Source organism: Sphingopyxis sp. GW821-FHT10B01 (assembly GCF_059415685.1).
In genome coordinates this window covers 829231-852356 of record NZ_JBWKNS010000001.1, presented here as the reverse complement: position 1 = coordinate 852356, position 23126 = coordinate 829231, and the positions used below count along the sequence as shown (strand labels likewise).

The following is a 23126-nucleotide window of genomic DNA, read 5'->3' as shown; positions in this document are numbered from 1 at the left end:
GGCGTTGCAATGGCTTTGCGCCGCGGCGTCGGGGCGGCTAGGGCGGAAGAATGAGCGCGCCCCCCACAGACAAGTGCGATGTCGCGATCGTCGGCGGCGGGCTCGCCGGCGGGCTTGCGGCGCTGGCGCTCGCGGCGAAGCGGCCCGACCTCGACGTGCGGCTGATCGAACCGGGGCCGGTTGGCGGCAACCATGTCTGGTCCTTCTTCGACAGCGACATTGCCAAAAAGGATCGTTGGCTGGTTGCGCCGCTCGTTCGCCATCACTGGACGCAATATGATGTCGCCTTCCCGTCGCATGAGCGCAGCGTGCGGATGGGATACAAGAGCATCACCGGCGAAGCGCTCGCAGCGGCGGTCGCGGCAGCACTCCCCGCGGAGCATATCATCGCCGACAAGGCGAAGCATGTCGCACCCGACCATCTGTTGCTGTCGCGCGGCGGCCGGCTTTCGGCCCGACACGTCATCGACGCACGCGGCGCCAGCAAATTCCCGACGCTCGATTGCGGCTGGCAGAAGTTCGTCGGGCAGGCGCTGACCGTCGAGGGTGGACATGGCCTCGACCGGCCGGTCGTGATGGATGCGACCGTCGAGCAGCTGGACGGCTATCGCTTTGTCTATCTGCTGCCCTTCGACGCCGAGACGCTGTTCGTCGAGGACACCTATTACAGTGATAGCCCCGACCTTGATGTCGCGGAGGTGCGGGCGCGGATCGCGGCCTATGCGGCGCGCCGCCAATGGAATGTGACTGGGACAACGCGTGAGGAGACGGGCATGCTGCCCGTCGTGATCGCGGGCGATTTTGACCGCTTGTGGCCCGAATCGGATCGTACCGCGCGGATCGGCGTGCGCGCTGGGGCCTTTCATGCAACCACCGGCTATTCGCTGCCCGATGCGGTGCGCACCGCATCGGTGCTGCCCGGCCTCGTCGACCATCCGGATCTCGCTGCGCGGCTGCGTAACCGCGCCGTGGTGTCCTGGCGGCGGCAGCGTTTCTATCGCATGCTCGGCGCCATGTTGTTCCGCGCTGCCGCGCCCGACGAACGTTTCCGGATCTTCCAGCGCTTCTACCTCCTGTCGCCGGGACTGATCGCACGCTTCTATGCCGGGCGGTCGACGACGGCCGACAAGCTGCGCATCCTGTCGGGCAAGCCGCCGGTGCCGGTCGGCCGTGCGATGGCCGCGCTGCGGAGGTTCGACTGGAAATGACCCGCAAGGCCATTGTCATCGGCGCCGGTTTCGGCGGCCTCGCGCTCGCGATCCGGCTCCAGTCGGCCGGGGTTGCGACGACGATCGTCGAAGCGCGCGACAAGCCGGGCGGGCGCGCGTATCACTGGGTGAAGGACGGCTTCACCTTTGATGCCGGGCCGACGGTCATCACCGATCCGCCGTGTCTCGCCGAACTCTGGGCGCTGAGCGGGCAGGATATGGTAGCCGACGTCGATCTGGTTCCGGTGATGCCCTTTTACCGCCTTAACTGGCCCGACGGGACGAACTTCGACTATTCGAACGACGAGGCCGCGCTCCGCGCCGAAATCGAAAAGCTCCATCCCGCCGACGTCGACGGCTACGACCGCTTCCTCGACTATTCGCGCGGCGTCTATGAGCAGGGCTATGTGAAGCTCGGCGCGGTCGCCTTCCTCGACTTTGCCTCGATGATCAAGGCGGCGCCCGCGCTGATGAAATATCAGGCGTGGCGCAGCGTCTATTCGATCGTGTCGTCTTACGTGAAGGACGAACGGTTGCGGCAGGCGCTGTCATTCCACACCCTGCTCGTCGGCGGCAATCCGATGACCACCAGCGCGATCTATGCGCTGATTCATACGATCGAAAAGGACGGCGGGGTCTGGTTCGCCCGCGGCGGCACCAACACGCTGGTCGGCGGCCTGGTGCGCTTGTTCGAACGGCTCGGCGGCACGCTTCGCCTTGGCGATCCGGCGGCGAAGATCGACACCATGGGCGACCGTGCAACGGGCGTCACGACCGCGAGCGGTTGGCACGCCGACGCCGACATGGTCGCGTGCAACGGCGACCTGATGCACAGCTACCAGGCGCTGCTCGCCGATCATCCGCGCGGCGGCAAAGTCGCGAAGAGCCTCAAGCGCAAACGCTGGTCCCCCTCGCTGTTCGTCGTCCATTTCGGCGTGAAGGGCGACTATCCCGGCGTCGCACATCACAGCATCCTCTTTGGGCCACGCTACAAGGGGCTGCTCGACGATATTTACGGAGGCGTCGTCCCCGACGACTTCTCGCTCTATTTGCACCACCCGAGCGTTACCGACCCCGGCATGGCGCCGCCCGGCCATTCGGCCTTTTACGCGCTGGCCCCGGTCGCGCATCTCGGCAAGTCGCAGGCCGACTGGGAAGGCGATTTCGGCGCGCATTTCGCCGATGCGATATTGGGCGAAGTCGAGTGCCGCGTCGTGCCGGGCCTCCGTGCGAATCTTGTCACCCGATTCCACTACACCCCGGCCGATTTCAGCCGCGACCTCAATGCGCATCTCGGCAGCGCGTTCAGCCTCGAACCCGTATTGTGGCAAAGCGCATGGTTCCGCGCCCACAACCGTGACGACGTGATTTCGAACCTTTACTTCGTCGGCGCGGGGACGCATCCGGGCGCAGGTATCCCCGGGGTCGTCGGCAGTGCCAAAGCGACCGCCAATCTGATGTTGGAAGAATTATGAAACGCCTTGCCGTCTATTGCGGGTCCGCGACCCCCGAAGATCCGATCTACATCGAAACCGCGCGCCACGTCGGGCGCACCCTCGCCGAGCGCGGCATCGGCGTCGTTTATGGCGGCGGCCGGCTCGGGCTGATGGGTGCGGTCGCCGACAGCGCATTGGAGGCCGGCGGCGAGGTCATCGGGATCATCCCCGAAGCGCTCGTCGGCGCCGAGGTCGCGCATCGCGGCTGCACCGAATTACACGTTGTTTCGGGCATGCACGAACGCAAGAAAATGTTCACCGACCTGTCCGACGGCTTCCTCACCATCCCCGGCGGGGTCGGCACGATGGACGAATTATGGGAGGCGATCAGCTGGGCGCAGCTCGGCTATCACACCAAGCCCGTCGGGCTGCTCAACGCGGCGGGCTTTTATAACGACCTCATCGCGTTCAATCGCCATATGGTCGAAGTCGGCTTCATTCGCCCTGCGCATGCGGGGATCATGGTGGTCGATGCCGGGCTCGACGAACTGCTCGACAAGATGGCCGCCTATGAACCGCACAAGACGATTTTCGCGATGAAGGCCGAAAATCTGTAATGACGGAGGGGGGCGCCTATGATGCCCACGCCCTCCATGGTTTCGCGCACGACAGCATCGCGCGCGGATCGAAAAGCTTTGCCCTCGCCAGTCAGCTCTTCGACCGCGAAACGCGTGAGCGTGTGTGGCTGCTCTACGCTTGGTGCCGCGCCGCCGACGATCTGACCGACGGACAGGATCATGGCGGCGCGATGACCCAGGATCATGACGCCGCCGCGGCGGTCGCGCAGATCCGGACCCAGACCGACAAGGCCTTTGCCGGGCAGCCGACCGGCGATCTGGCGTTCGATGCGCTCGGTTTCCTGCTCACCGAAGTTGCGATCCCGCGCGCCGTCATCGACGATATCATCGCGGGTTTCGAACTCGATGCGAAGGACTGGCGTCCGCGCAGCGAGACCGATCTGCTGCGCTATAGTTACCATGTCGCGGGTGCGGTCGGAGTCGCGATGGCGCTCGTGATGGGCATCGGTGCGGCTGACGAGACGACGCTCGACCGTGCCTCCGACCTCGGCATCGCGTTCCAGCTCGCCAATATCGCGCGCGACGTCGCCGAGGATGCCGCTGCCGACCGATGCTATCTGCCGATGGAATGGATGGTCGAACTCGACATCCCGCCCGGCCAGCACATGCACCCCGCCTTTCGCGGACGCCTGACGGTGATGGCGAAATGGCTGTCCGAAATGGCCGAGGAATATGAGGCGTCGGCGCGCTGGGGCGCGCGCAAGCTGCCCCCACGCAGCCGCTGGGCGGTGCTGGCGGCCGCCGGCATCTATGGCGACATCGCCCGCGAAGTGCGCGCGCGCGGCGATCATGCGTGGGACCACCGCGCGGGCACCTCGATCTTCGCCAAACTCGGGTGGGTCGCGCGCGCCGGCTGGTCGGTGCTTCGCCGGCCGCCGCAGCGGCGGATCAGCCGCGAGGGGCTGTGGACGCGTCCGCGTAACGGGGCGCCCGCGTGAGCTACATCGAATGGGCGGCGGCGGCGTTCGTGCTCACCAACGTTGCGCTCGTCGCGCTGCGCAGCGTGTGGAACTATCCCTTCGCGCTCGTTGCGGTCACGCTTTACGCCTTCGTCTTCTTCGAAGCGAAGCTTTACAGCGACATGCTGCTTCAAGGCTTTTTCTTCGCGCTCAACCTTTATGGCTGGGCGGCGTGGATATGCGCGCGCGACGATCGCGGCGTTCCCGTGCGCTGGATGACCGAGCGTGCGCGATGGGGCTGGGCATCGGCGACGATCGTCGCGTGGATTGCGTGGAGCTTCACGATGGATCGCACCACCGATGCGGTGGCGCCATGGATCGACGGCGCGATCGCGATGCTCAGCATCACCGCGCAATGGCTGCTGGCGCGGCGCCGGGTCGAAAGCTGGTGGCTGTGGATCCTTGTCGACCTGATCGCGGTGCCGCTGTTCGCCTGGCGCGGCCTCTATGCGACCAGCGCGGTCTATGTCGTGCTGCTCGGCCTGTCGATCGACGGATTGATCCAGTGGCGCCGCGCCGCTGCGACGGGCAGGCTCACAATATGACACGCCATATCTGCCTGCATGGCGCCGAAAGTACGGGCAAGTCGACGCTCGCTCCGCGGCTCGCGCTCCAGCTCGGCGGGCTCGTTGTCCCCGAATATGGCCGCACCTATGCCGAAGCGAATGGCACCAACCTCGACGAGGTCGATCTGCTCGCGATCTTCGATGGCCATATCGCCGCGACCCGCGAGGCGCTCGCGCTGCAGCCCGAATGGCTGATTTCCGACACTGACCCGCTGATGACGCAGGCGTGGGCGATCATGCTGCTCGGCCGCCGCTTGCCCGAAATCGACCTTTGGGACGACGTCGCCGACCTGTACCTCGTCCCCGCGATGGACCTGCCCTGGCAGGAGGACGGCACCCGCCTGTTCGGTAGCGAACTGGCGCGGATGCAGTTCATGGAGGTTGCAATCGCTGAACTCGACCGGCGAAAGCTCAAATGGGCGTGGGTCGAGGGCGAAGGCGACGCGCGTTTGGCGAATGCGCTGGCGGCGATCGGGGCGGCGGGTTGTGGTGACTGAATCTGCGGTTGTACGTGAATTTTTGCATAGGGGTGGTGAACCGTTGCTGCGCGCTTTTGTCGTCCTGGGTTGGATCCGGGATGGGTCGGCGCAAGGGCCGCGTAACAGTCCCAAAGTTCAGTAAAGTTCAGCCCTGTGCACGCCCCTGACGTGGACCTCGCGGCGTGCTGGATGCGCCGGGCACGCCTCGCCGTGGCGGCACCCGCAAGCCGGGTAACGACCGCTTTTTGTCCACCAAATGAAAGAGCCGGATGAAGGCTGGCACAGCCGGATAATGTAGGAAAGGCTTATTTGAAGGCGGCGTCGGCTTTGGGGTGGGAAGCGGTCGTTACCTCACCCTCTTCCGTCATCCCGGGCTTGACCCGGGACTCGTCTTCCTTCGCCGATGAAGGAAAGGCAAGGCAGGCCCCGGGTCAAGCCCGGGGTGACGGCATGGTGACGGCATTATGTTGCCTTTCGGTCGTTAACCGCCCGCCCGAAACTACCCGGCGTAAGCATCCCGAAGCTCGCGTTTCAACACTTTTCCGATCGGGCTGCGCGGCAATTCTTCAACGACGGTGATCGCGCTGATCCGCTGCGTCTTGCCGACCTTGGCGTTGCAGTCGGCGCGCACAGCCTCGGCATCGGCGCCGGGTTTCAGCACGACGAAGGCGACGGGGGTTTCGCCCCATTCCTCGCTGGGCATCCCGACGACAGCGGCTTCGACGACGCGCGCGTCGCCCAGCAGGATCCCTTCCAGATCACTCGGGAAAATGTTGAACCCGCCCGAGATGATCATGTCCTTCGCGCGGTCCATCAAGGTCAGGAAGCCATCCTCGTCGATCCGGCCGATGTCGCCGTGGCGATAGAAGAGATTTCCCTCGGCATCGTGCCAGTGCATCGCCTTGGTCGCATCGGGGCGGTTGTTGTACCCGGTCATCATCGCCGGGCTTCGGCCGACGACTTCGCCGACCGACCCCTGCGGCAGTTCGTTGCCTTCTTCGTCGATCACCTTCGCGATATGTCCCGGCGCGGGTCTGCCGACCGTGTGCAGCTTGTCGGGAAACTGGTGTGCTTCGAGGATGAATGCTGCGCCGCCTTCGGTCATCCCGTAAATCTCGACGAGCCCGCCGGGCCAGCGTTGGAGTATGTCCGCCTTGAGCGCGGCGGGAAAGGGCGCCGACGTGCAATATTTCACGACGAAGCTGGAGAGGTCGAAGCTGTCGAAATCTTCCAGCGCCATGATCCGGCGGTATTGCACTGGCACCAGCATTGTGTTCGTCGCACGTTCGCGTGCTGCAAGTTCGAGGAAGCCGCGCGTGTCGAATTTCTTCATCAGCACGACCTGCCCGCCCGACCCGACGGTGGGCATGAAACTGGCCATCGTCGTGTTCGAATAGAGCGGCGTCGACAGGATCGTCACGGCATGGGGGCCATAGGCGGGCGCGCCGCGGATGATATGCTGCCAGCGCATCGCATGGCTGTGGATGATGCCTTTGGGCGTGCCGGTGGTCCCCGACGAATAGATGATGTTGAAGCCGTCTTCGGGCACGATCTCGACCGGCGCCGGCTTGGCACCCGCAAGCGACAGCCAGGCGTCGAGCGGGGTTCCCGCGTCGCTGCCGTCCATCGCGATCAGGTCGCTCGCGGTGATAACATGCCCTTCGAGGCTCGCCTTGGCGGCGCTGTCGAGGAACAGGTGGCGCGCGCCGGTGTCGGCAATCATCGCCGCCATCTGCTCGCCCGTCGCGCTGTTGGTGACAAGGCCTGCCACCCCGCCGGCGCGCAGCGTGCCGATGATCACCGCCATCTGCTCGACGCTGTTGAGGCCCGCAATCGCGGTGCGGTCGCCCTTTGCGAATCCGTCCTGTTGCAGGCGGGCGGCGATTCGGTCGACCAATTGATCCAGTTCGGACCAGCTCAGCCGCCGGAGCGCGTCGGCAGCCGCTACGGCATCGGGACGTTCCGCGGCATGGGTACGGACGAGGTCGGGCAGGGTGGCGAAGTCGCCGTCGAGCATTTCGATACTGGTCATTCCTGTGGATTAGCACAGCCGAAAGGCGGTGCAATGCCGGTGGGGCGGCGGGGCGACAGGATGTTACGACGACGGCGGGGTTTGCGGATGATATCGTCGGATATGGCAGGGGCAGGCGACAGGAAGCTGCTCGTTGCTATCTATCATCCGCTCACAGAACGTGCCGGGGCGCTCGGCGATGCGATCGAGCGCGCGGGTTTGACGGTGGAATTGCTGCCGCCGCATGTGAACGGCCTGCGGCCTTGGGTCGACAGTTGTTTCAACCTGCTTGTCATCAACCCGTTTCTCGACTGGCAGGAGCCCTTCGAGTTTGTCCGGTTGGCGCGGTCGATCGCTGGACGACGGCCCTTGATCGCCGTTTCGGACCGCGATTCACTTGAGGACCGGATGGTGGCGCTTGGCGCCGGCGCCGACGATGCGGTCGGATGGACCGGCAATCTGCCCGAAGTGCTCGCGCGGATCGCAGGACTGCTCCGGCGTAGCCGTATCGCCGCCGGCCAGCTCGGTGAGGGCGAGTTGCGCATCGACCTCATCGACCGGCGCGTCGAGCGCGCGGGGCAACTCATTCGTCTGCCGCTGCGCGAGTTCGACCTGCTCGCGAACCTCGCGCGCGTGCCCGACCGGCCCTTGTCGCGCGGTGCCTTGCTGAAAGCGGTGTGGCGGCTTGATTTCGACCCCGGTACCAACCGGGTGGAGGTGCACATGTCGCGGTTGCGCGTCAAGGTCGACCGCGGCTTCGACTGGCCGATGCTCCACACGGTGAAGGGGCAGGGCTACGCGCTGCGCTCCCGGCCGGACTAGGCCCGGCACCGCCAATCTTGCTCCGCAATTTGCCGCTTCTTGATCGCGATCCTGTCAGCGGTCCTCCCTCGCTTGACCGAAAGTTTCAGGTTGCTACTGATCTTCGACATAAAGAAAGCAACGATTCCCGGAGAGACGCCCGATGCACCCCTCAGTCCATGCCCGCAGCAATCCCGACAAACCCGCGATCATCGTCGCCGAGACGGGGGAGGCGATCAGCTATGGCGAACTCGACGCCGCCTCGAATCGCGCCGCTCAGCTCTTTCGGTCGCACGGGCTGGGGCATGAGGACGTCGTCGCCTTCATGCTCGACAACACCCCGCATTATTACGGGCTGACTTGGGGCGCCCAGCGCGCGGGGCTGCGCTATGTGTGCATTTCGTCGCGGCTGACGCAGGACGAGACCGACTATATTCTCGAAAATTCGGGGGCGAAGATCCTTATCGTGTCGGCGAGCCTTGCCGGTGCAGCGCAGCAGCTGACGACGCAGATCAAGCGCTTTGCGATGGGCGGGACGATCCCCGGTTATGAGAGCTGGGAAGACGCGGTCGGCGCGATGCCCGCGACACCGGTGGCCGACGAGCGTGCGGGGGTGGATATGCTTTATTCTTCGGGTACCACGGGACGTCCCAAGGGGGTGCGCGTGCCGTTGCCCGAGGATCGCGCGATCGATGCCGCCAACAGCCTTGTCATGCTCGCCTCGGCGGTGTTCCAGATCAATGCCGACAGCATCTATCTGTCCCCGGCGCCGCTGTATCACGCCGCGCCGCTGCGCTGGTCGATGACCATCCACCGCCTTGGCGGCACCGTCGTGCTGATGAAAAAATTCGATCCCGAAGCGGCGCTGTCGCACATCGAAACATATCGAGTGAACGCCAGCCAGTGGGTGCCGACCCATTTCGTGCGGATGCTCAAATTGCCCGACGATGTGCGGGGCCGTTACGACACATCGTCGCTGAAGGTCGCGATCCATGCCGCGGCGCCATGCCCGGTGCCGGTCAAGCAGGCGATGATCGACTGGTGGGGCCCGGTGCTCTTCGAATATTATGCGGGGTCCGAAGGCAATGGCATGACGTTCGTCTCCAGTCAGGACTGGCTGACCCACAAGGGCAGCGTCGGCCGCCCGATCCTGGGAACCGTTCATATCGTGGGCGACGACAATGAAACCGAACTCGGCGCTGGCGAGGAAGGCTGCGTCTTCTTCGAGAGCGAAAATGTCTTTGAATATCATGGCGACAGCGAAAAAACCGCGTCGAGCCGGAACAGCAAGGGCTGGTCGACGCTGGGCGATGTCGGCAAGGTCGACGAAGAAGGCTTCCTCTATCTCACCGACCGCAAGAGCTTCATGATCATCACCGGCGGTGTGAACGTCTATCCGCAGGAGATCGAGAATCACCTAGTCACCCATCCGGCGGTGGCCGACGTTGCGGTGGTTGGCGGCCCGCACGAGGATTTCGGCGAGGAGGTCATCGCGGTCATCCAGCCCGCGAACATGGCCGACGCGGGCGATGCGCTGCGCGATGAACTGATCGCTTATGCCCGCGAGAAATTGTCGGGCGTGAAGATTCCGCGCCGTATCGATTTCATGGAAGCACTGCCGCGCCACGACACGGGCAAGCTCTACAAGCGCCTGCTCCGCGACCAATATTGGGAAAAGGCGAAGGCGTAGTGGCGCGCACCCTCGAATTCTTCTTCGACCTGTCGTCGCCGTGGACCTATCTGGCCTTTGCCAATGTCCATCGGGTCATCGAGGCGACGGGCGCGGCCGCGATCTTTCGCCCGGTGCTGGTCGGCGGCATCTTCAACGCAGTGAACCAGGGCGTTTATGCTGCGCGCGAACAGGCCGACAACCGCAAGCTCGTGCATAGCTGGAAAGTGCTGAAGGACTGGGCGCGGCTTACCGGCGTGGAAATGAACTTCCCCTCGCAATGGCACCCGGCGAAGAGTGTGAACGCGATGCGCTTCGCGGCGGCACTCGAGGATGACCAGCCGGCACTGATCGCCTTTGCGCGCGGCGCGTTCGGACGCTATTTTGGCGCGCAGGAAAATCTCGACGATCCCGATATCCTCGAAGCGGTGGCGACGGCGGCGGGACTCGATGGCGGGGCAATCCGCGCGGCGTCGACGAGCGATGCGGTGAAGGCCCGGCTGCGCGCGAACACCGAAGAGGTTATCGCGCGCGGCGGCTATGGATCGCCGACGATGTTCGTCGACGGCAAGGACATGTATTTCGGCAACGACCAACTGCCGCTCGTCGAGGCGGCGCTTACGAGGACTCTCCCATGAAAGACCGGATTTCGATCACCATGCTGGGCGGCGGCATCGCCGACGTCCGCCTGATCCGCGCCGACAAGATGAACGCGCTCGACCCCGCGATGTGGGACGCGCTGGCCGAGGCGATCGATCAGTTGAAGGCGATGGCGGGCCTCCGCGTTGTCGTGCTGTCGGGCGAAGGCCGCGCTTTCTGCGCTGGGCTCGACCTCTCCAGCCTCAGCAATGATCGCGATCCCGGCGCGAGCAGCGCCGGCGGCACGTTGTCCGATCGTACAAAGGGCATTTCGAACAACGCGCAATATGCCGCCTGGGGCTGGCGCGAAATCCCGGTGCCGGTGATCGCCGCGGTGCACGGCGTCGCCTTTGGCGCGGGCAGCCAGATCATGGCCGCGGCCGACATCCGTATCGTCCATCCCGATACCCGCATCGCGATCATGGAAATGCGCTGGGGCCTTGTCCCCGACGTCGCGGGCATGGCGCTGTGGCGCACGCAGGTCGCCGACGATGTGTTGCGCGAGATGATCTATACCAACCGCGAATTCAACGGGTCGGAAGCCAAGCTGCTGGGGTTCGCGACGCATGTGTCCGACGACCCGCTGACGCGGGCGATGGAACTCGCCCATGTGATCGCCGACAAGAACCCGCACGCGATCCGCGGCGCCAAGCGGCTGTGCAATATGCTTGGCCATGCGAGCGACGCCGACATCCTGCAGGCCGAAAGCGACGAACAGGTGAAGGTCATCCGTACCCCGAACCAGATGGAAGCGGTGATGGCCGGGATGCAGAAGCGGAAGCCGAATTTTACGGACTAGCCGCTGTCATATCGGTTTCGTTCGTATCGAGCCCTTCGACTGCCTTGGCAGGCGCTCAGGATAAACTTCCGGCATAGCCGGAAGTCGAGATACCCCTCGGTGCCGTGCAAGATCGATGGGTGTCTCGACTTCGCTCGACACGAACGGGGCGTTAGCGGGGTTAAAGCAACCCCAGAAACCGCACCGCATTGTCCCAGTCGCGCTTGTGGGCGGCGCGTGTCTTTTGCGCTTCGCTGTCAGCGCCCCAACGGCGTTCCTGATAAAGTTCGTCGAGGCTGACCGCTTCCCACAACGCGTCGGCGTCGAACGCGCCCTCGATCAGCGCCAGCCCGGCGACGAGCGAACCCCCGATGGTCACGAGCTTGGTCAAGGCCGCCATCCGGCAGGGATCGACGGCAAAGGTTGCCGCGCGCAACGCCGCGATCGTTACAGGGGGCTGGTCGATGGGCAGGATACCCTGCGTAATCGCGAACTCGATTGCGAAGCGGTCTTCGGCCCAGGCAAGCATGGGGTTCCATGCCGCAGCCTGCTCCGCCTGCAACAGGGCGTCGCGGTCGTCGCGGTAGCAGAACAGGTCGGTCGCGGCATAAGCGGCGACGGGCTCGGCAAAGGCCGCGGGGTCGGGCGCGGCAAGGTCGACAGCGGCATTGGCGAGACCGGTCATCGGCATCGCAGCGGGATCGATCGTCTCGCCCTGCTCCCGCCATTCGGCGGCGATCGCATCAGCGAGCGCCGCGCTGGTGACGACCAGCGGCGCGCGCTGCGGCGTGCGCATCGGCCGGCCATCCAGCGCAATGCCCCAGCCGCCATCTTGCCGGGCGACGTCGACCTCTTTCCAGAAACGCTTCACCGGTCGATCACAAATCTTTGGGCGAGCGCCAGCGCCGCGCCAGCAGCAGCGGCATGACGGCGAAATCAAATGCGCCGATCAGCACGATCGCGACGCCGATCCAGCGGTCGGTCGGTTGGCCCGCGAGCGCGAAGCCGCCGCCGATCAGGATGAAGCCGATCGCCACAAAGGCGGCGCCCATCAGGCGCATGATCGAGAGGGCGAAGAAACGTTTCTTGGCGAGAGCGTCGCTGGTTTGGGTCATGCGTCATCCCTATCGCCGCCGAGGTGGCGCATCAACTGTGCGAGCGCGCCGTGGCCGGTTGCCTCGATCCCGTTGATCACGCGTTCGCGTTCATCGGCCGATTTATTCTGCGACAGCTTGATCGTCGGGCGCCACGCGGTGATGCGCATGTCAAAGCCGGTAATGGCGCCGGTCATCTTGCTGAACAGCGCGGGGTTCATTTTGTCGCGGGTCCAGGGCGGATTTGCGCCGATGCGCGCTTCGTGGCTGGCCGACAGCGTATCGAGCTGCGCGATCAGTTCGCTATCGTCGAGCTTGCGCACCATACCTTCCATCTCGATCGCGACATAATTCCACGTCGGCACCTGATCGGCGTCGGCGTACCAACTCGCGCTGACATAGGCGTCGGGGCCCTGCACGACGGCGAGCGCGCTGGTGCCACCCAGGTGGCGGGTCAGCGCGTTGCCGCGCGCGAGGTGGAATTGCAGCGTGCTCCGGTCGTCGCTCAGCACCACCGGCGCATGCGCGACGCGCGGTCCGTCGGGCGTGCTTGCAAAGATCGCGGCAAAGCCGATCTCGCGCACGAGCAGCTCGGCAAGATCGTCCTGCCGGGGGCGGGGACGGAAGGCAGAATTGGGATGCATCAGCTCGCTTTGGGTGGGCGCGCCGGATGCTTCTTCGCGCTCGGTTTCTTGCCCGTCGGCTTGTTCGGTGCGGTCTTGCCGGGCTTGCCCGCCTTGGCCTTGGGTTTCGGCTTGCCGACAAAGTCGGTGGGCTTACCCTCTGCGGTGCGGCCGCGCCGCTCGCCGCGCCGCGCCTTGCGGATCTGCTTGCTGTGCGCTTTCGCCTGCGCCTTCAGCGCCGATTTCGGCGGCGGGCCTTTTTCGCCCGCATCGAGGCCGATGTCGCCGAGCAGTTTATCGAATCCCAGATCGTCGAGGCTGGCGGCAAAATGGGCCGGCAGCTCGGCGCTGATATCGATCGCGCCGCCATCGGGATGGTCGATGCGCAGCCGCCGGCTGTGCAGATGCATCTTGCGGCTGATCGTGCCGGTCAGGAAGGCGCCCTTGCCGCCATATTTGCCGTCGCCGACGATCGGGTGGCCGATCGCCGCCATATGGACACGCAGCTGGTGGGTGCGGCCGGTCAGCGGTTGCAATTCGACCCATGCGGCGCTGTTCCCGGCGCGTTCGATGACGCGGTAGCGCGTCCGCGAGGGGAGGCCTTCGTCATGGACATGCATTTTTTCGCCGCCCGACCCCGGCTGCTTGGCGAGCGGCAGGTCGATCTCGCCCTGCTGGATGTCGGGCACGCCGACGATCAGCGCCCAATAGGTTTTTTTCGCGCTGCGGTTCGAAAAGCTTTTGGCGAAATAGGCCGCAGCCTTCGGCGTCCGCGCGATCAGCAGCGCGCCCGACGTGTCCTTGTCGAGCCGGTGGACGAGCTTCGGCCGGGTCGGCCCGTCGAACTTCAGCGCGTCGAGCAGGCCGTCGACATGCTGTTCGGTCTTGGTGCCGCCCTGCGTTGCGAGTCCGGGGGGTTTGTTGAGGATGATCGCGCTCGCGTCGCGATGGATCATCATTCCCGTCGCCAGCTCGACGTCGGCGTCGCTGAGCGGGCGTCCCTTGCGCGCGGGACGTGCGGCGGTCTCGACCGGCGGGGTCGGCATGACGAGAATCTGCCCGGTTGCGATCCGGTCCGACACATCGGCCTTTTTTCCGTCGAGCGTCAGTTGCCCCGATCGCGCCCAACGCGCGAGCAGCGCGTGCGGCGTCCCTTCGCGGTGACGCTTGAACCAGCGATCGAGCCGGATGCCGTCATCTTCTTCGGCGATCGTCGCGCCATCGCGTGTTGCTTTGGGTTCGCTCATGCCGGCACCTGTCGCATGATAAACAGACCGAGCCCGCAGGCGGCGATCGCGCCGATGACCGACGCGAGGATATAGGCGGCCGCCTGAGCGTTTTGGCCGCGTTCGAAAAGCATCCAGAATTCCATGCTGAAAGAGGAGAAGGTGGTGAAGCCGCCGAGAATCCCGACGCCCACGAACAGCCGCGTCGTATCGCCGCCGTCGCCGCGCGCGAGGGCGCCGACCAGCAGGCCCATCAAAAGGCTGCCGGCGATATTGATCGACAGCGTCCACCAGGGAAAGCCGGGGCCGAGCCGCGCGAGCATCGCCTGGCCGACCAGATGGCGGGCCCCGGCGCCGATCGCGCCGCCGATCATGACGGGAAACAGGCTGTTCATAGCGCTCGCCCTAGCCGGAAACGGCGGCGAGGCATAGCGGGCCATTATCATGCGTCGGGTGGCGCCAGTGCCGTGGCCGGGCGTTCGTGCGCCGCGCCAGTCGGCGGGCTGGGCGAAGTCGCCCTGCCAGATACCGCGCCGCCTTGCCTGTGCCTCTCCCTCCTCGACCAGATAGGCATCGCCGGTCGCCACGGCCCAACCCAGCCGCACCATCTCGGCGCCGAGGTCGATGCCGTCCGGAAAGGCGGCGGTGCGGCACGCGGCGAGGGTTCGGCCATAGCGGTCCTTTGCCGCAACCTCACAAAAGAGCGGCCCCCCGCCCGCGAGCTTTTCCAGGGCGGTCCGCGCCTCGCGTCCGCACGGCCATGGCGCAGCGGCGCCGGTGCAATTCTGCCGATATTCGACCGCGTCGATGCCGGTGAGGCGGATCGTCATGGGGGCACCGTCTTGCTGTACGGTCAGGCTGTCCCCGTCGATCACATGGACGAGCGGCACCGTCACCGCGGGCGCGGGCAGCCACCCCCATGCGGCGAACGCCAGCCCGGCGAGTAGCATCAGTGCAACCAGCGAGCGGAAACGCCGCCGCCAGCGCAGCCGCGTGAGCGAGGAAGGGCCGAAAGCCATCGGGCCCGCCTGACTCGATGCCGGCGGCTTGGCAAGGGCGAATAAGCGGTTGAGGGGGAGAACAAACCATGTCCAAAATGGACCAATCCTGCTCCGGCCGCCGCGCGCCGACTCGTGCAGACTATCGGGCCTGGGTCCGGATTGGCGGCAAACGGGAGCGAACAAAAGGTGAATACCGCCGAAACGACGACATAGTAACGCCAAGGTGGCGCGATAGAAGGGGACAGGCAGCATGCTGGATCAAGAGGTGCAGACCCGGCCGGACTTTTATCCGGGCCAGTTCGGAATCGCTGAGGTCACGCAGGCGCGGTTGCTGTTCGTCGGGCCGCAGGATTGTGCGCCCGACATTGCGAGCGTTGGCGGTGTACGCCTCGCCGCGATTATGGCGGCGAGGCGTGCTGCCGGTCATATGCGCCAAATGGCGGCGGTCGACATTGTCTGGCTCGCGGCGGCGGAAACGATCGAGAGCGAAATGCTCGCGGATATTTTCGCGGCGGCGGCCGAGCGGAGATGCAGCCTGATCTGTGAAACGACGATCGCTGCGCTCGACCGCATCATGGCCGCGATCCCCGATGGGCTGCGAACCGAATTTCTGGTCGATGCCGATGCGACCGATCGGCTGGTCGCGCTGGCGGCGGTGCGACCCCTATCGCACATGGCGGTACACGACATCGCGCGCGACGATGCGATGGAGCGGATCGACCGGTTGCAGGAGGAAGTCGCGCGTATCTCGCGCCTGCTCGGCGATCTGGCCGGCCAGCGCAGCCTCGGCGGGATGCCGACGGACTTCGCATCGCGCGGGGAGGCGTTGGCGGATTATTCAGGACAGGTGCGTTCGCCGCCTCGCGATTTTACCGCGATTCCGCGCAGCTTCGTTCCCGAAGAACGCATGCTCGACCGGCAGCGCGCCAAGGCGGTGCGGCGGATGCTGCGCCAGCGGCGGATGCGCGAACAATATTTCCCCGCCGACCTGTTCGCCGATCCGGCGTGGGACATGCTGCTCGACCTCTATGCCGCGCGGCTCGAGCGCCAGCCGGTATCGGTGTCGAGCCTGTGCATCGCGGCGGCAGTGCCCGCGACAACCGCGCTGCGCTGGATCAAGACGATGACCGACGCCGGGTTGTTCCTGCGCGAGGACGATCCGCACGATGGTCGCCGCATCTTCATCGCGCTGGCCGAAGGCGCGTGCAATGCGCTCGCGCGCTATTTCGAGGCGCTGGAGGAATAGGCGTGGTCCTCTGCGATCGTCGCCGCTAGGCTTCGATTATGAAGGACGCCGTCGAAGTGGTCGTGAACGACCGGATGCAGCAAGACTATCGCTATATGCGTACGGCTCCGATGGGGAAGGCGTTCGCTTCCGGCTTCGATCCCGAGCTCACCCCGGCAGAGATTCTGACACTCGGGGTGTTCTGCGGGAAATATATGACCGACTGCGCCGCCGAATTCCCGGCGAGCTGGTTCGAAAAGGCCCGGTTTGCGGCGGGTCGCGCCGACTGTTCGCTCAATTATTTCGGGATTCGCGCCAGCGTTCCCTTGCGCGTCTGGGTCGAAAAGGGCTGGATCCATCCCGACGACCCGCGCGGCTGGTTCCAATGGTATTGCCGCTATTATTCCGGCCGGAGGACGCCCGGCGAGGACCGGCGCCAGATCGCGCGATGGCGGGCATTCCGGCGCCATGCGGCGCAGGTCCGCAAACATTGCGAGCCAGGCGACCCCTTTTGCCGGCCGAGGCAGCGGCAGGCCCTGCTGCAATGGGCCTATGACAGCCGGGATATCTGACCGAGTGACGCCCGTCACATCGCGGATACACGGTCTGGCATAAACGCCTTGGAAGTGACAATATCCCAATATATTCTGTATGTTGGGTCCAAACAGGGAAACGCCGATCATGGCCAACCGTCGACACCGCCTTCTGGCGCTCCTTCTCGCCGCGCCGCTCTGGACCGCGGCGCCGCCGCCGGCCTTTGCGCAGGACGCGCCCTCCAGCGAACTCGACGGCGATCAGCAGAAGATGCTCGATCTGATCAATAGCGGCATGGAACTCGATCGTGCGGGCAAAACGCGCGAGGCCGGCGCGGTCTATCGGCGCTGGATCGGCGAAGCGACGAAGCGTTATGGCGCCGATGGCTTGATCACCAGCCTGGGATATCGCCTGCTCGCCGGCAATCTCGAGGACCAGAACCAGCTCAAGGAAGCCGAGGGCTATTGGAAGCGCCTGCTCGACATCAATCGCACCGCGATGGGCGAGAATGACGATGAAACGCTGACGGCCTACGGCTTCCTCTCGTCGAACTATATCAAGCAGGGCCGCCCCGCCGAGGCGTTGCCGCTGCGCCGCGCGATCCTCGCCGCGCGCACTGCCAGCAAGGGCGAACGCGACCCCAAGACGATCGTCGCGACCAGCAACCTTGCGTCGGTGATGTCCGACCTTGGCGACATGAAGGGCGCGGAGGCGCTCTACCGCAAAGCGCTCGCGGCCAGCCTGGCGGTTCATGGCGAGAACCACCGCGAAACGGCGTCGGGTTACGGCAATCTTGCCGTCGTGCTGCGCAGCCTCGGGCGCTTCGACGAAGCCGCCCCGATGCTCGAAAAGGCGCTCAAGATCGACGAGGGGCTATCGGGAACGACCAGCGCCGACGTCGCGCTGCGCCACTATAACAGCGCGGTGAATTTCGGCGATATGGGACGCTATGCCGAGGCGTCGACGTCGGCGAACAAGGCGCTCGACCTGTGGCGTACGGCAAAGGGGGACGACAGTACCGAAGCCGCGCTCGGCTATACCGCGGTCGCATATAGCCTTGGGCTCGAAGGACGTTTCGGCGAGGCCGACACCGCTTATCGCAAGGCGCTGGCCATCCGCACCAGATTGCTCGGCGAGAGTCACCCATTGACCGGCGAGGCCTATAATAACCTCGGGCTGAACATGGAGAAACAGGGCCTGCCGCCGAGCGCGATCGAACCGCTGGTGCGCAAGGCGCTCGACATCACGCGCCAGTCACTCGGCGAAAGCAGCGAACGCACCGCAACGATGTACGCCAATGTCGCGCACAATCTGAACCAGCAAGGGCGTTATACCGAAGCCGAGCCCATGTACCGCCGCGCGCTGGAAATTCAGGAACGGGTGGGCGGGGTCAATCATCCTTCCTATGCCACGACGCTGATCAACCTCGCCTATAATTTGCGCAACGATGGCCGTTCGGAGGCCGCCGAGCCGCTGATGCGGCAGGCGCTCGGCATTTTTCAGGCGAAGTTTGGCGACGACAATCCCGAAACCGCCTGGGCCTATGTCAGTCTCGGCTCGACCCTCGGCGATATGGGCCGCCACGCCGAAGAAGCCGAGATGACGATCAAGGCGCTCGAGATCCGCCGTCGTCTGCTCGGCGAAAATCACCCGCTCACCGCCGTTGCCTATAACAGCGTCGGTGCCGCGCTGATCCGGGGCGGCGGCGCGAACGGCGACAAGGCCGCCGAACCCTATTACCGTCAGTCGCTGGCGATCCTGCAGCACAGCGTTGGCGAGGCGCATATCGACACTGCGCACGCCTATGATAATCTGGCGTCGAACTTGCTGCGGCAGGGCAAGGCCGCCGAGGCCGAACAGGCTGCGGCCAAGGCGGTCGCCATCGTGCGGCGTCTGAACGATCAGGGCGCGGCGAGCCGCGATGCCGTCGCGTTGTCGGGGCTGGATCGGCGACAGGCGAATCCCGATCGCGGCCTGTTCACCACCTATATGAATGCCGCCTTCGGGCTGATGAGCGACACGCCCGGAGCGGCCGAACAATCGCAGCTTCAGGATCGCGCTTTTCGCGCCGCGCAAGACGCGGTCAGCTCGGCGGCGGGCCGCGCGGTGCTCCAGACCGCCGCGCGGGGCGCTGCGAAAACGCCGCAGATGGCCGAGGCTGTGCGGCAGGAACAGGATCTCGCCGCGCGCGCCAACCTCATCGACAAGAATCTGCTGCGCGCGCTCAGCGACCAAAAGCCCGTCGAAGCGGCGCGGCTGCGCGGCGAACTCGACGGCGTTCAAGCCGAACTGGCCGATGTCAGCGCCCTGATCGACAAGAAATATCCTGCGTACCGCCAATTCGTATCGCCGCGCCCGATTGGCCTCGCGGAGACGCAAAAGGCCTTGCGACCCGGCGAAGCGTTGCTGTTGATGACCGAGGCGGCGAACACCTTCCATCTTTTCGTCGTGACCCCGGACGCGGTCGGCTGGAGCCGGCCGGGCAAGGAAATCGACGTCATCCTCAAACAGATTTCCGATCTGCGCTGCGACGTCGACTTTGCAACCTGTTCGGCGGCGCGCAAGGCGGAGCTCGACGCCCTGCCGGCGACGGTGAAGGAGCTGGAGGGGCATCAGCGTTTCGACCTCGACACCGCGCACGCGCTCTACAAGGAACTGATCGAGCCGATCGAGCCGCTGCTGAAAAGCACGACGCGCCTCTATGTCGCAAGCTCGGGCAAGCTTGGCGATCTGCCGCTCGCGATGCTGTCCGCGACACCGCTCCCCCAGGGCGCCGACCTTGCCGATCCCGACACGCTCGCCCGCGCGGGCTGGCTCGCCGATCGCTATGCCTTTACCAGCCTGCCTTCGGTCGCCGCGCTGACGCTTACCCGCGAAGCGCGCGCCGCCCGCCGCGACACGGGCTTCCGCGGCTATGGTGCCCCGGTCCTGCTCGGCGGCGACACGGGCTCGCGCGCTGCGGCGGGGGTGGGTGTTTTCGACGGCGTTTCGGCCGCCGGTTCGCCGCTCGCCGACCCCGATGCGCTCCGCCGGCTGGCGCCGCTTCCCGGTACGAAGGTCGAGCTTGCTGCGATGGCGAATCTGTTCGGCGCCTCGCCTGCCAGCCTGACGCTCGACGGCAAAGCCACCGAAGCGGCGCTCCGCCAGGACGCCGTTCTGTCGACGAGTAATATCATCGCGATCGCGACGCACGGGCTCCTCCCCGATCCCGGCCTCGGCTTTGGCGAACCGGGGCTGGTGCTGACTCCGCCCGCGACACCCAGCGACATGGACGACGGTCTGCTGACCGCGACCGAGGCCGCACGGCTGACGCTGTCGGCCGACTGGGTCATCCTGTCGGCATGCAACACCGCATCGGCCGAGAATTCGGGCGGCGGCGACAGTCTTTCGGCGCTCGCCCGCGGTTTTCTTTATGCGGGAGCCGACGCGCTGCTCGCCAGCCACTGGCGTGTTTCGGACGAAGCGACTGCGGTGCTGACGGTCGAGACGCTGATGGCGCGGCGTGCGAATCCCGACATGTCGCGCGCGCAGGCGCTGCAACTGGGGATGAAGGCGGTACGCAGCGGCAAGCGCGCGGACGGCACTGCCATAACTGGCTGGAAGGCCGGTTGGGCGCACCCCGCCGCATGGGCGGCTTTCACCAATATCGCCAATCGCGACGATTGAACGCATTTCCCTTCATCGTCGCGCGCCCTATGTAGGCGCCGCAGATCAAGGGAGTTTCCGCCGCATGCCGATCATGGCCGCCCGCGTCTATCACGACGGCAAGCTTGTCCGCGACATCGGACCCGACGAGGAGCTTCCGGAGGATTGCGACGACGGCGATTTCTTCTGGCTCGGCCTTTATGAACCCACGCCGGGCGAGCTGGAAGGCATCGCGAAAAGATTTGGTCTTCATCCGCTTGCGGTCGAGGATGCGCTGAAGGCGAACCAGTTGCCGAAGGTCGAGGCCTATGGCGACCAGCTCTTTGTCATCACGCGGACCGCCAATCTCGACGCCGATACGATCCACCCCGGCGAAACGGCCTTTTTCCTGGGTCCGCATTTCTTTGTCAGCGTTCGCCACGGGTCGGCACGGACGCATACCGATATCCGCGCCCGACTTGAAACCTTGCCCGCGAAATTGGCGCACGGCCCAGATTATGTCCTCTATGCGGTGCTCGATTTCATCGTCGATGGCTATTTTCCGGTCGTCGATGCGATTGAGGATCGGATGCTGCTGGTCGAGGAAAGCGTGATGGACACGCCGCTCGATGCCGCCGAGATTCGCCACCTTTACGCGCAGCGGCATGAAATCATTCGCTTCCAGCGCCTCGTCGGGATGATGAAGGAGGTCGCCGGACGACTCGCGACAGAGGAGGATCTACCCAATATCGATCCTGCCGTGCGTCCCTTTTTCCGCGACATCTGGGATCATGTGCAACGCGCCGAATTTCGCCTTGTCGGTTTGCGCGATATCGCCGCATCGGTGATCGAAACCAATGGCATGCTGGAACAGCAACGTCAGGGCATGATTACCCGTCAGCTCGCGGCCTGGGCCGCGATTCTTGCCGTTCCGACTGCGATTGCCGGCATCTACGGCATGAATTTCGAATTCATGCCCGAACTCGGCTGGTCTTTCGGTTATCCGTTCGCGCTTGCCTTGATTTTTGGCGGTTCGGGACTCGTCTTCTGGCGCTTCAAGCACATCGGCTGGCTTTGACTTTTGCTACGCATCACTTGCCAGCCGCGACCGCATTTCAGCATCTTTTTTGCGACCTCCTTCACCGCTATTCGCGTCAACCATACCGCTGAACGGATCGTCCGCGACTGGTCGATTCCGGTCATTCGATCCAGATCGGCACGAATGGCAGCTAACGACCAGTTGCTGACATCTTCTCCCCTCCCGCAAGCGGGAGGGGTCGGGGGTGGGCAGCGACGTTGCGTTCGTGCCCACCCCGCTGCGGCTAGCCAGCAAGCTGGCAAGCCTCGCTGCCCCTCCCGCTTGCGGGAGGGGAGAGCAACATCCGCTTCCCACCCCTTATCGGACATTCGCACTTTGGCACAGACGGCGAACATGTTTCGGGAATTTTGCGGGACTCTCGTGTCCTAATGTTTTCGATTGGTTCGTCTCGCTTCTTCTCAAAGGCCTTGACGGGCGACATAAATGCCCGCATTTGCGCGCCTCCCACCGAGTGGGGCGCTTAGCTCAGTTGGTAGAGCATCTCGTTTACACCGAGAGGGTCGGCGGTTCGAGCCCGTCAGCGCCCACCATCCAGTCCCCGGTTGACGGCAATCCCTGCGACGCAGACGTCGTTGTCGCTATATGTCGGTGATTTGGATTGATGCCAGGAGGGGAGCGTCGGCGTAGAGACGCTTTCGGTAGCAGCATATGGCCGCCATCTGCGTGACCTCGGTCCTTCTGTGCCGGACGGGGCACGGCATGGGCCTGCGCACTGTTTCTTCAGCATCGTGAAATTATTTGCCAGTGGTGGGGCAAGACTGTCTAAAGCGATTTCGATGACGAGGGCAGGGACCAAACAAGGGCGCCGAACGCAGGCGGACCGGAGTAGCGCGTCAGAGCTCAAGCTTCTGAATGCTGCGGCGCGTGTGCTGGTCGAGGAGGGTTATGCCGCCTTGACCTTTGACCGGATCGGTGAGGTTTCGGGCTTTTCGCGCGGGCTTGCGAGTCAGAAATTCGGTTCCAAGGACGGGATGGTCCTGGCGGTTGTCGATTTTCTGAATGCGCGTCTCGAGGCGCGATATGCCGAGGGGCGGGATGCCGTCGGCAACCCGCTTGACGAGATTATGATCTATGTGCGGACCTTCCTCGAAGAAATTACGGTCGATCATCTGAGCCTGTCCTATTTTGTCCTGCTCGCCGCGACGGTCGCGAACAAGGCGCCGACCCAGCCCGCCTTTGTCGACGCACATCAAAAGGTCAAAAAGACGCTCGTCCTGATGATCGAACGCGGACAGGCGGACGGCACGATCCGCAAGGATGTCGATCCCGAGACGGCGGCGCTGTCGATCGGCAGCTTCCAACTGGGGGTCGCAACGCAATTGCGGCTCGACCCGTCGCTCGACGTCGGCAAGATCAGCGAATGGACGCTGCCCACCATACGTTCGGCATTGGAGGTACCGGGCCGGATCGACTCCGTCTGACAACCGGTCCCGAATTTTTCTTTTTCTAATCAAATTCTTCTTGTGCAGTTTGAAGGGCTCGCGGGCTCTCGACTGTCACATAGTTGACAGTTGTT

The 23126-nt window shown here is 64.8% G+C and carries 21 protein-coding genes, 1 tRNA gene and 1 pseudogene; 16 read left to right on the top strand and 7 right to left on the bottom strand.

All coding sequences use genetic code 11. From position 1 onward, the window contains the following. Positions 1 to 50: 50 nt before the first annotated feature. From crtY to AC07NV_RS03775, 6 genes are read left to right on the top strand one after another with little or no spacing between them, the layout of a single operon-like run. Positions 51 to 1208 (top strand): lycopene beta-cyclase CrtY, encoded by a 1158-nt coding sequence (gene crtY, locus AC07NV_RS03800; RefSeq protein WP_495165005.1) that lies wholly within the window; start codon positions 51 to 53, stop codon positions 1206 to 1208. Beyond that, positions 1205 to 2683, top strand: a complete 1479-nt coding sequence (locus AC07NV_RS03795; protein ID WP_495165004.1) for a phytoene desaturase — start codon at positions 1205 to 1207, stop codon at positions 2681 to 2683. The genes crtY and AC07NV_RS03795 overlap by 4 nt, the downstream gene beginning before the upstream one ends. Continuing rightward, a complete protein-coding gene (locus AC07NV_RS03790) occupies positions 2680 to 3261 on the top strand; it encodes an LOG family protein (RefSeq protein ID WP_495165003.1) in 582 nt (193 codons plus the stop codon). The genes AC07NV_RS03795 and AC07NV_RS03790 overlap by 4 nt, the downstream gene beginning before the upstream one ends. Beyond that, entirely contained in the window at positions 3261 to 4220 is a 960-nt protein-coding gene (locus AC07NV_RS03785) for a phytoene/squalene synthase family protein (protein ID WP_495165002.1), read from the top strand. Before AC07NV_RS03790 ends, AC07NV_RS03785 begins: the two co-directional genes overlap by 1 nt. After that, positions 4217 to 4786 carry a nicotinamide riboside transporter PnuC gene (gene pnuC / locus AC07NV_RS03780; RefSeq protein WP_495165001.1) on the top strand — a complete coding sequence of 190 codons (570 nt, stop codon included), beginning with the start codon at positions 4217 to 4219 and terminating at the stop codon, positions 4784 to 4786. The genes AC07NV_RS03785 and pnuC overlap by 4 nt, the downstream gene beginning before the upstream one ends. Then, positions 4783 to 5304: an AAA family ATPase gene (locus tag AC07NV_RS03775; RefSeq protein WP_495165000.1), complete on the top strand. Its 522-nt coding sequence runs from the start codon at positions 4783 to 4785 to the stop codon at positions 5302 to 5304. The genes pnuC and AC07NV_RS03775 overlap by 4 nt, the downstream gene beginning before the upstream one ends. A 481-nt stretch (positions 5305 to 5785) precedes the next feature. Here the strand turns inward: AC07NV_RS03775 and AC07NV_RS03770 are convergent, their stop codons facing one another. After that, positions 5786 to 7318 carry a class I adenylate-forming enzyme family protein gene (locus AC07NV_RS03770; RefSeq protein ID WP_495164999.1) on the bottom strand — a complete coding sequence of 511 codons (1533 nt, stop codon included), beginning with the start codon at positions 7316 to 7318 and terminating at the stop codon, positions 5786 to 5788. Between the two features lie 87 nt (positions 7319 to 7405). Here AC07NV_RS03770 and AC07NV_RS03765 point away from each other — a divergent pair, with 87 nt between their 5' ends. The 4 genes from AC07NV_RS03765 (at position 7406) to AC07NV_RS03750 (ending at position 11205) form a co-directional block, all read left to right on the top strand. Beyond that, a complete protein-coding gene (locus tag AC07NV_RS03765; RefSeq protein ID WP_495164998.1) occupies positions 7406 to 8119 on the top strand; it encodes a response regulator transcription factor in 714 nt (237 codons plus the stop codon). A 142-nt stretch (positions 8120 to 8261) separates the two neighbouring features. Next, a complete protein-coding gene (locus AC07NV_RS03760; RefSeq protein ID WP_495164997.1) occupies positions 8262 to 9788 on the top strand; it encodes an acyl-CoA synthetase in 1527 nt (508 codons plus the stop codon). After that, a complete protein-coding gene (locus tag AC07NV_RS03755; RefSeq protein ID WP_495164996.1) occupies positions 9788 to 10405 on the top strand; it encodes a 2-hydroxychromene-2-carboxylate isomerase in 618 nt (205 codons plus the stop codon). The genes AC07NV_RS03760 and AC07NV_RS03755 overlap by 1 nt, the downstream gene beginning before the upstream one ends. Next, a complete protein-coding gene (locus AC07NV_RS03750) occupies positions 10402 to 11205 on the top strand; it encodes a crotonase/enoyl-CoA hydratase family protein (RefSeq protein WP_495164995.1) in 804 nt (267 codons plus the stop codon). Before AC07NV_RS03755 ends, AC07NV_RS03750 begins: the two co-directional genes overlap by 4 nt. Before the next feature lie 160 nt (positions 11206 to 11365). Here the strand turns inward: AC07NV_RS03750 and AC07NV_RS03745 are convergent, their stop codons facing one another. From AC07NV_RS03745 to AC07NV_RS03720, 6 genes and pseudogenes are all read right to left on the bottom strand, one after another. After that, positions 11366 to 12055 carry an ATP12 family chaperone protein gene (locus AC07NV_RS03745; protein WP_495164994.1) on the bottom strand — a complete coding sequence of 230 codons (690 nt, stop codon included), beginning with the start codon at positions 12053 to 12055 and terminating at the stop codon, positions 11366 to 11368. Positions 12056 to 12062: 7 nt separating this feature from the next. Next, positions 12063 to 12299: a hypothetical protein gene (locus AC07NV_RS03740; protein ID WP_495164993.1), complete on the bottom strand. Its 237-nt coding sequence runs from the start codon at positions 12297 to 12299 to the stop codon at positions 12063 to 12065. Continuing rightward, positions 12296 to 12922, bottom strand: coding sequence for an FMN-binding negative transcriptional regulator (locus AC07NV_RS03735; RefSeq protein ID WP_495164992.1), 627 nt, complete (start codon positions 12920 to 12922; stop codon positions 12296 to 12298). Before AC07NV_RS03735 ends, AC07NV_RS03740 begins: the two co-directional genes overlap by 4 nt. After that, complete coding sequence (locus AC07NV_RS03730; protein WP_495164991.1) at positions 12922 to 14148, bottom strand: RluA family pseudouridine synthase; 1227 nt, start codon at positions 14146 to 14148, stop codon at positions 12922 to 12924. The genes AC07NV_RS03735 and AC07NV_RS03730 overlap by 1 nt, the downstream gene beginning before the upstream one ends. Next, complete coding sequence (gene crcB / locus AC07NV_RS03725; protein WP_495165148.1) at positions 14145 to 14522, bottom strand: fluoride efflux transporter CrcB; 378 nt, start codon at positions 14520 to 14522, stop codon at positions 14145 to 14147. The genes AC07NV_RS03730 and crcB overlap by 4 nt, the downstream gene beginning before the upstream one ends. Before the next feature lie 135 nt (positions 14523 to 14657). Further along, a pseudogene (locus AC07NV_RS03720) lies at positions 14658 to 14957 on the bottom strand (thermonuclease family protein); the annotation flags it as partial. A gap of 421 nt (positions 14958 to 15378) precedes the next feature. Between AC07NV_RS03720 and AC07NV_RS03715 the strand changes: the two are divergent. The 6 genes from AC07NV_RS03715 to AC07NV_RS03690 all read left to right on the top strand — a co-directional run bounded on the left by AC07NV_RS03715 (position 15379) and on the right by AC07NV_RS03690 (position 23031). Next, positions 15379 to 16374 carry a MarR family transcriptional regulator gene (locus tag AC07NV_RS03715; RefSeq protein WP_495164990.1) on the top strand — a complete coding sequence of 332 codons (996 nt, stop codon included), beginning with the start codon at positions 15379 to 15381 and terminating at the stop codon, positions 16372 to 16374. A 38-nt stretch (positions 16375 to 16412) separates the two neighbouring features. Then, positions 16413 to 16925, top strand: a complete 513-nt coding sequence (locus AC07NV_RS03710) for a hypothetical protein (protein WP_495164989.1) — start codon at positions 16413 to 16415, stop codon at positions 16923 to 16925. Positions 16926 to 17034: 109 nt separating this feature from the next. Then, a complete protein-coding gene (locus tag AC07NV_RS03705) occupies positions 17035 to 20553 on the top strand; it encodes a CHAT domain-containing tetratricopeptide repeat protein (protein ID WP_495164988.1) in 3519 nt (1172 codons plus the stop codon). Positions 20554 to 20617: 64 nt separating this feature from the next. Then, the gene (locus AC07NV_RS03700) at positions 20618 to 21589 is read left to right on the top strand and encodes a magnesium and cobalt transport protein CorA (protein ID WP_495164987.1); all 972 of its coding nucleotides are present in this window, start codon (positions 20618 to 20620) and stop codon (positions 21587 to 21589) included. Positions 21590 to 22064: 475 nt separating this feature from the next. Then, a tRNA-Val gene (locus AC07NV_RS03695) sits at positions 22065 to 22140 on the top strand. A 246-nt stretch (positions 22141 to 22386) separates the two neighbouring features. Then, positions 22387 to 23031: a TetR/AcrR family transcriptional regulator gene (locus AC07NV_RS03690; RefSeq protein ID WP_495164986.1), complete on the top strand. Its 645-nt coding sequence runs from the start codon at positions 22387 to 22389 to the stop codon at positions 23029 to 23031. Positions 23032 to 23126 lie beyond the last annotated feature (95 nt).

What these genes read in the sequence shown, in the direction of transcription:
- crtY (WP_495165005.1), top strand. Translation starts at nt 51, where the DNA reads ATGAGCGCGCCCCCCACAGACAAGTGCGATGTCGCGATCGTCGGCGGC.
- AC07NV_RS03795 (WP_495165004.1), top strand. Translation starts at nt 1,205, where the DNA reads ATGACCCGCAAGGCCATTGTCATCGGCGCCGGTTTCGGCGGCCTCGCG.
- AC07NV_RS03790 (WP_495165003.1), top strand. Translation starts at nt 2,680, where the DNA reads ATGAAACGCCTTGCCGTCTATTGCGGGTCCGCGACCCCCGAAGATCCG.
- AC07NV_RS03785 (WP_495165002.1), top strand. Translation starts at nt 3,261, where the DNA reads ATGACGGAGGGGGGCGCCTATGATGCCCACGCCCTCCATGGTTTCGCG.
- AC07NV_RS03775 (WP_495165000.1), top strand. Translation starts at nt 4,783, where the DNA reads ATGACACGCCATATCTGCCTGCATGGCGCCGAAAGTACGGGCAAGTCG.
- AC07NV_RS03770 (WP_495164999.1), bottom strand. Translation starts at nt 7,318, where the DNA reads ATGACCAGTATCGAAATGCTCGACGGCGACTTCGCCACCCTGCCCGAC.
- AC07NV_RS03765 (WP_495164998.1), top strand. Translation starts at nt 7,406, where the DNA reads ATGATATCGTCGGATATGGCAGGGGCAGGCGACAGGAAGCTGCTCGTT.
- AC07NV_RS03760 (WP_495164997.1), top strand. Translation starts at nt 8,262, where the DNA reads ATGCACCCCTCAGTCCATGCCCGCAGCAATCCCGACAAACCCGCGATC.
- AC07NV_RS03750 (WP_495164995.1), top strand. Translation starts at nt 10,402, where the DNA reads ATGAAAGACCGGATTTCGATCACCATGCTGGGCGGCGGCATCGCCGAC.
- AC07NV_RS03740 (WP_495164993.1), bottom strand. Translation starts at nt 12,299, where the DNA reads ATGACCCAAACCAGCGACGCTCTCGCCAAGAAACGTTTCTTCGCCCTC.
- AC07NV_RS03735 (WP_495164992.1), bottom strand. Translation starts at nt 12,922, where the DNA reads ATGCATCCCAATTCTGCCTTCCGTCCCCGCCCCCGGCAGGACGATCTT.
- AC07NV_RS03730 (WP_495164991.1), bottom strand. Translation starts at nt 14,148, where the DNA reads ATGAGCGAACCCAAAGCAACACGCGATGGCGCGACGATCGCCGAAGAA.
- crcB (WP_495165148.1), bottom strand. Translation starts at nt 14,522, where the DNA reads ATGAACAGCCTGTTTCCCGTCATGATCGGCGGCGCGATCGGCGCCGGG.
- AC07NV_RS03715 (WP_495164990.1), top strand. Translation starts at nt 15,379, where the DNA reads ATGCTGGATCAAGAGGTGCAGACCCGGCCGGACTTTTATCCGGGCCAG.
- AC07NV_RS03710 (WP_495164989.1), top strand. Translation starts at nt 16,413, where the DNA reads ATGAAGGACGCCGTCGAAGTGGTCGTGAACGACCGGATGCAGCAAGAC.
- AC07NV_RS03705 (WP_495164988.1), top strand. Translation starts at nt 17,035, where the DNA reads ATGGCCAACCGTCGACACCGCCTTCTGGCGCTCCTTCTCGCCGCGCCG.
- AC07NV_RS03700 (WP_495164987.1), top strand. Translation starts at nt 20,618, where the DNA reads ATGCCGATCATGGCCGCCCGCGTCTATCACGACGGCAAGCTTGTCCGC.
- AC07NV_RS03690 (WP_495164986.1), top strand. Translation starts at nt 22,387, where the DNA reads ATGACGAGGGCAGGGACCAAACAAGGGCGCCGAACGCAGGCGGACCGG.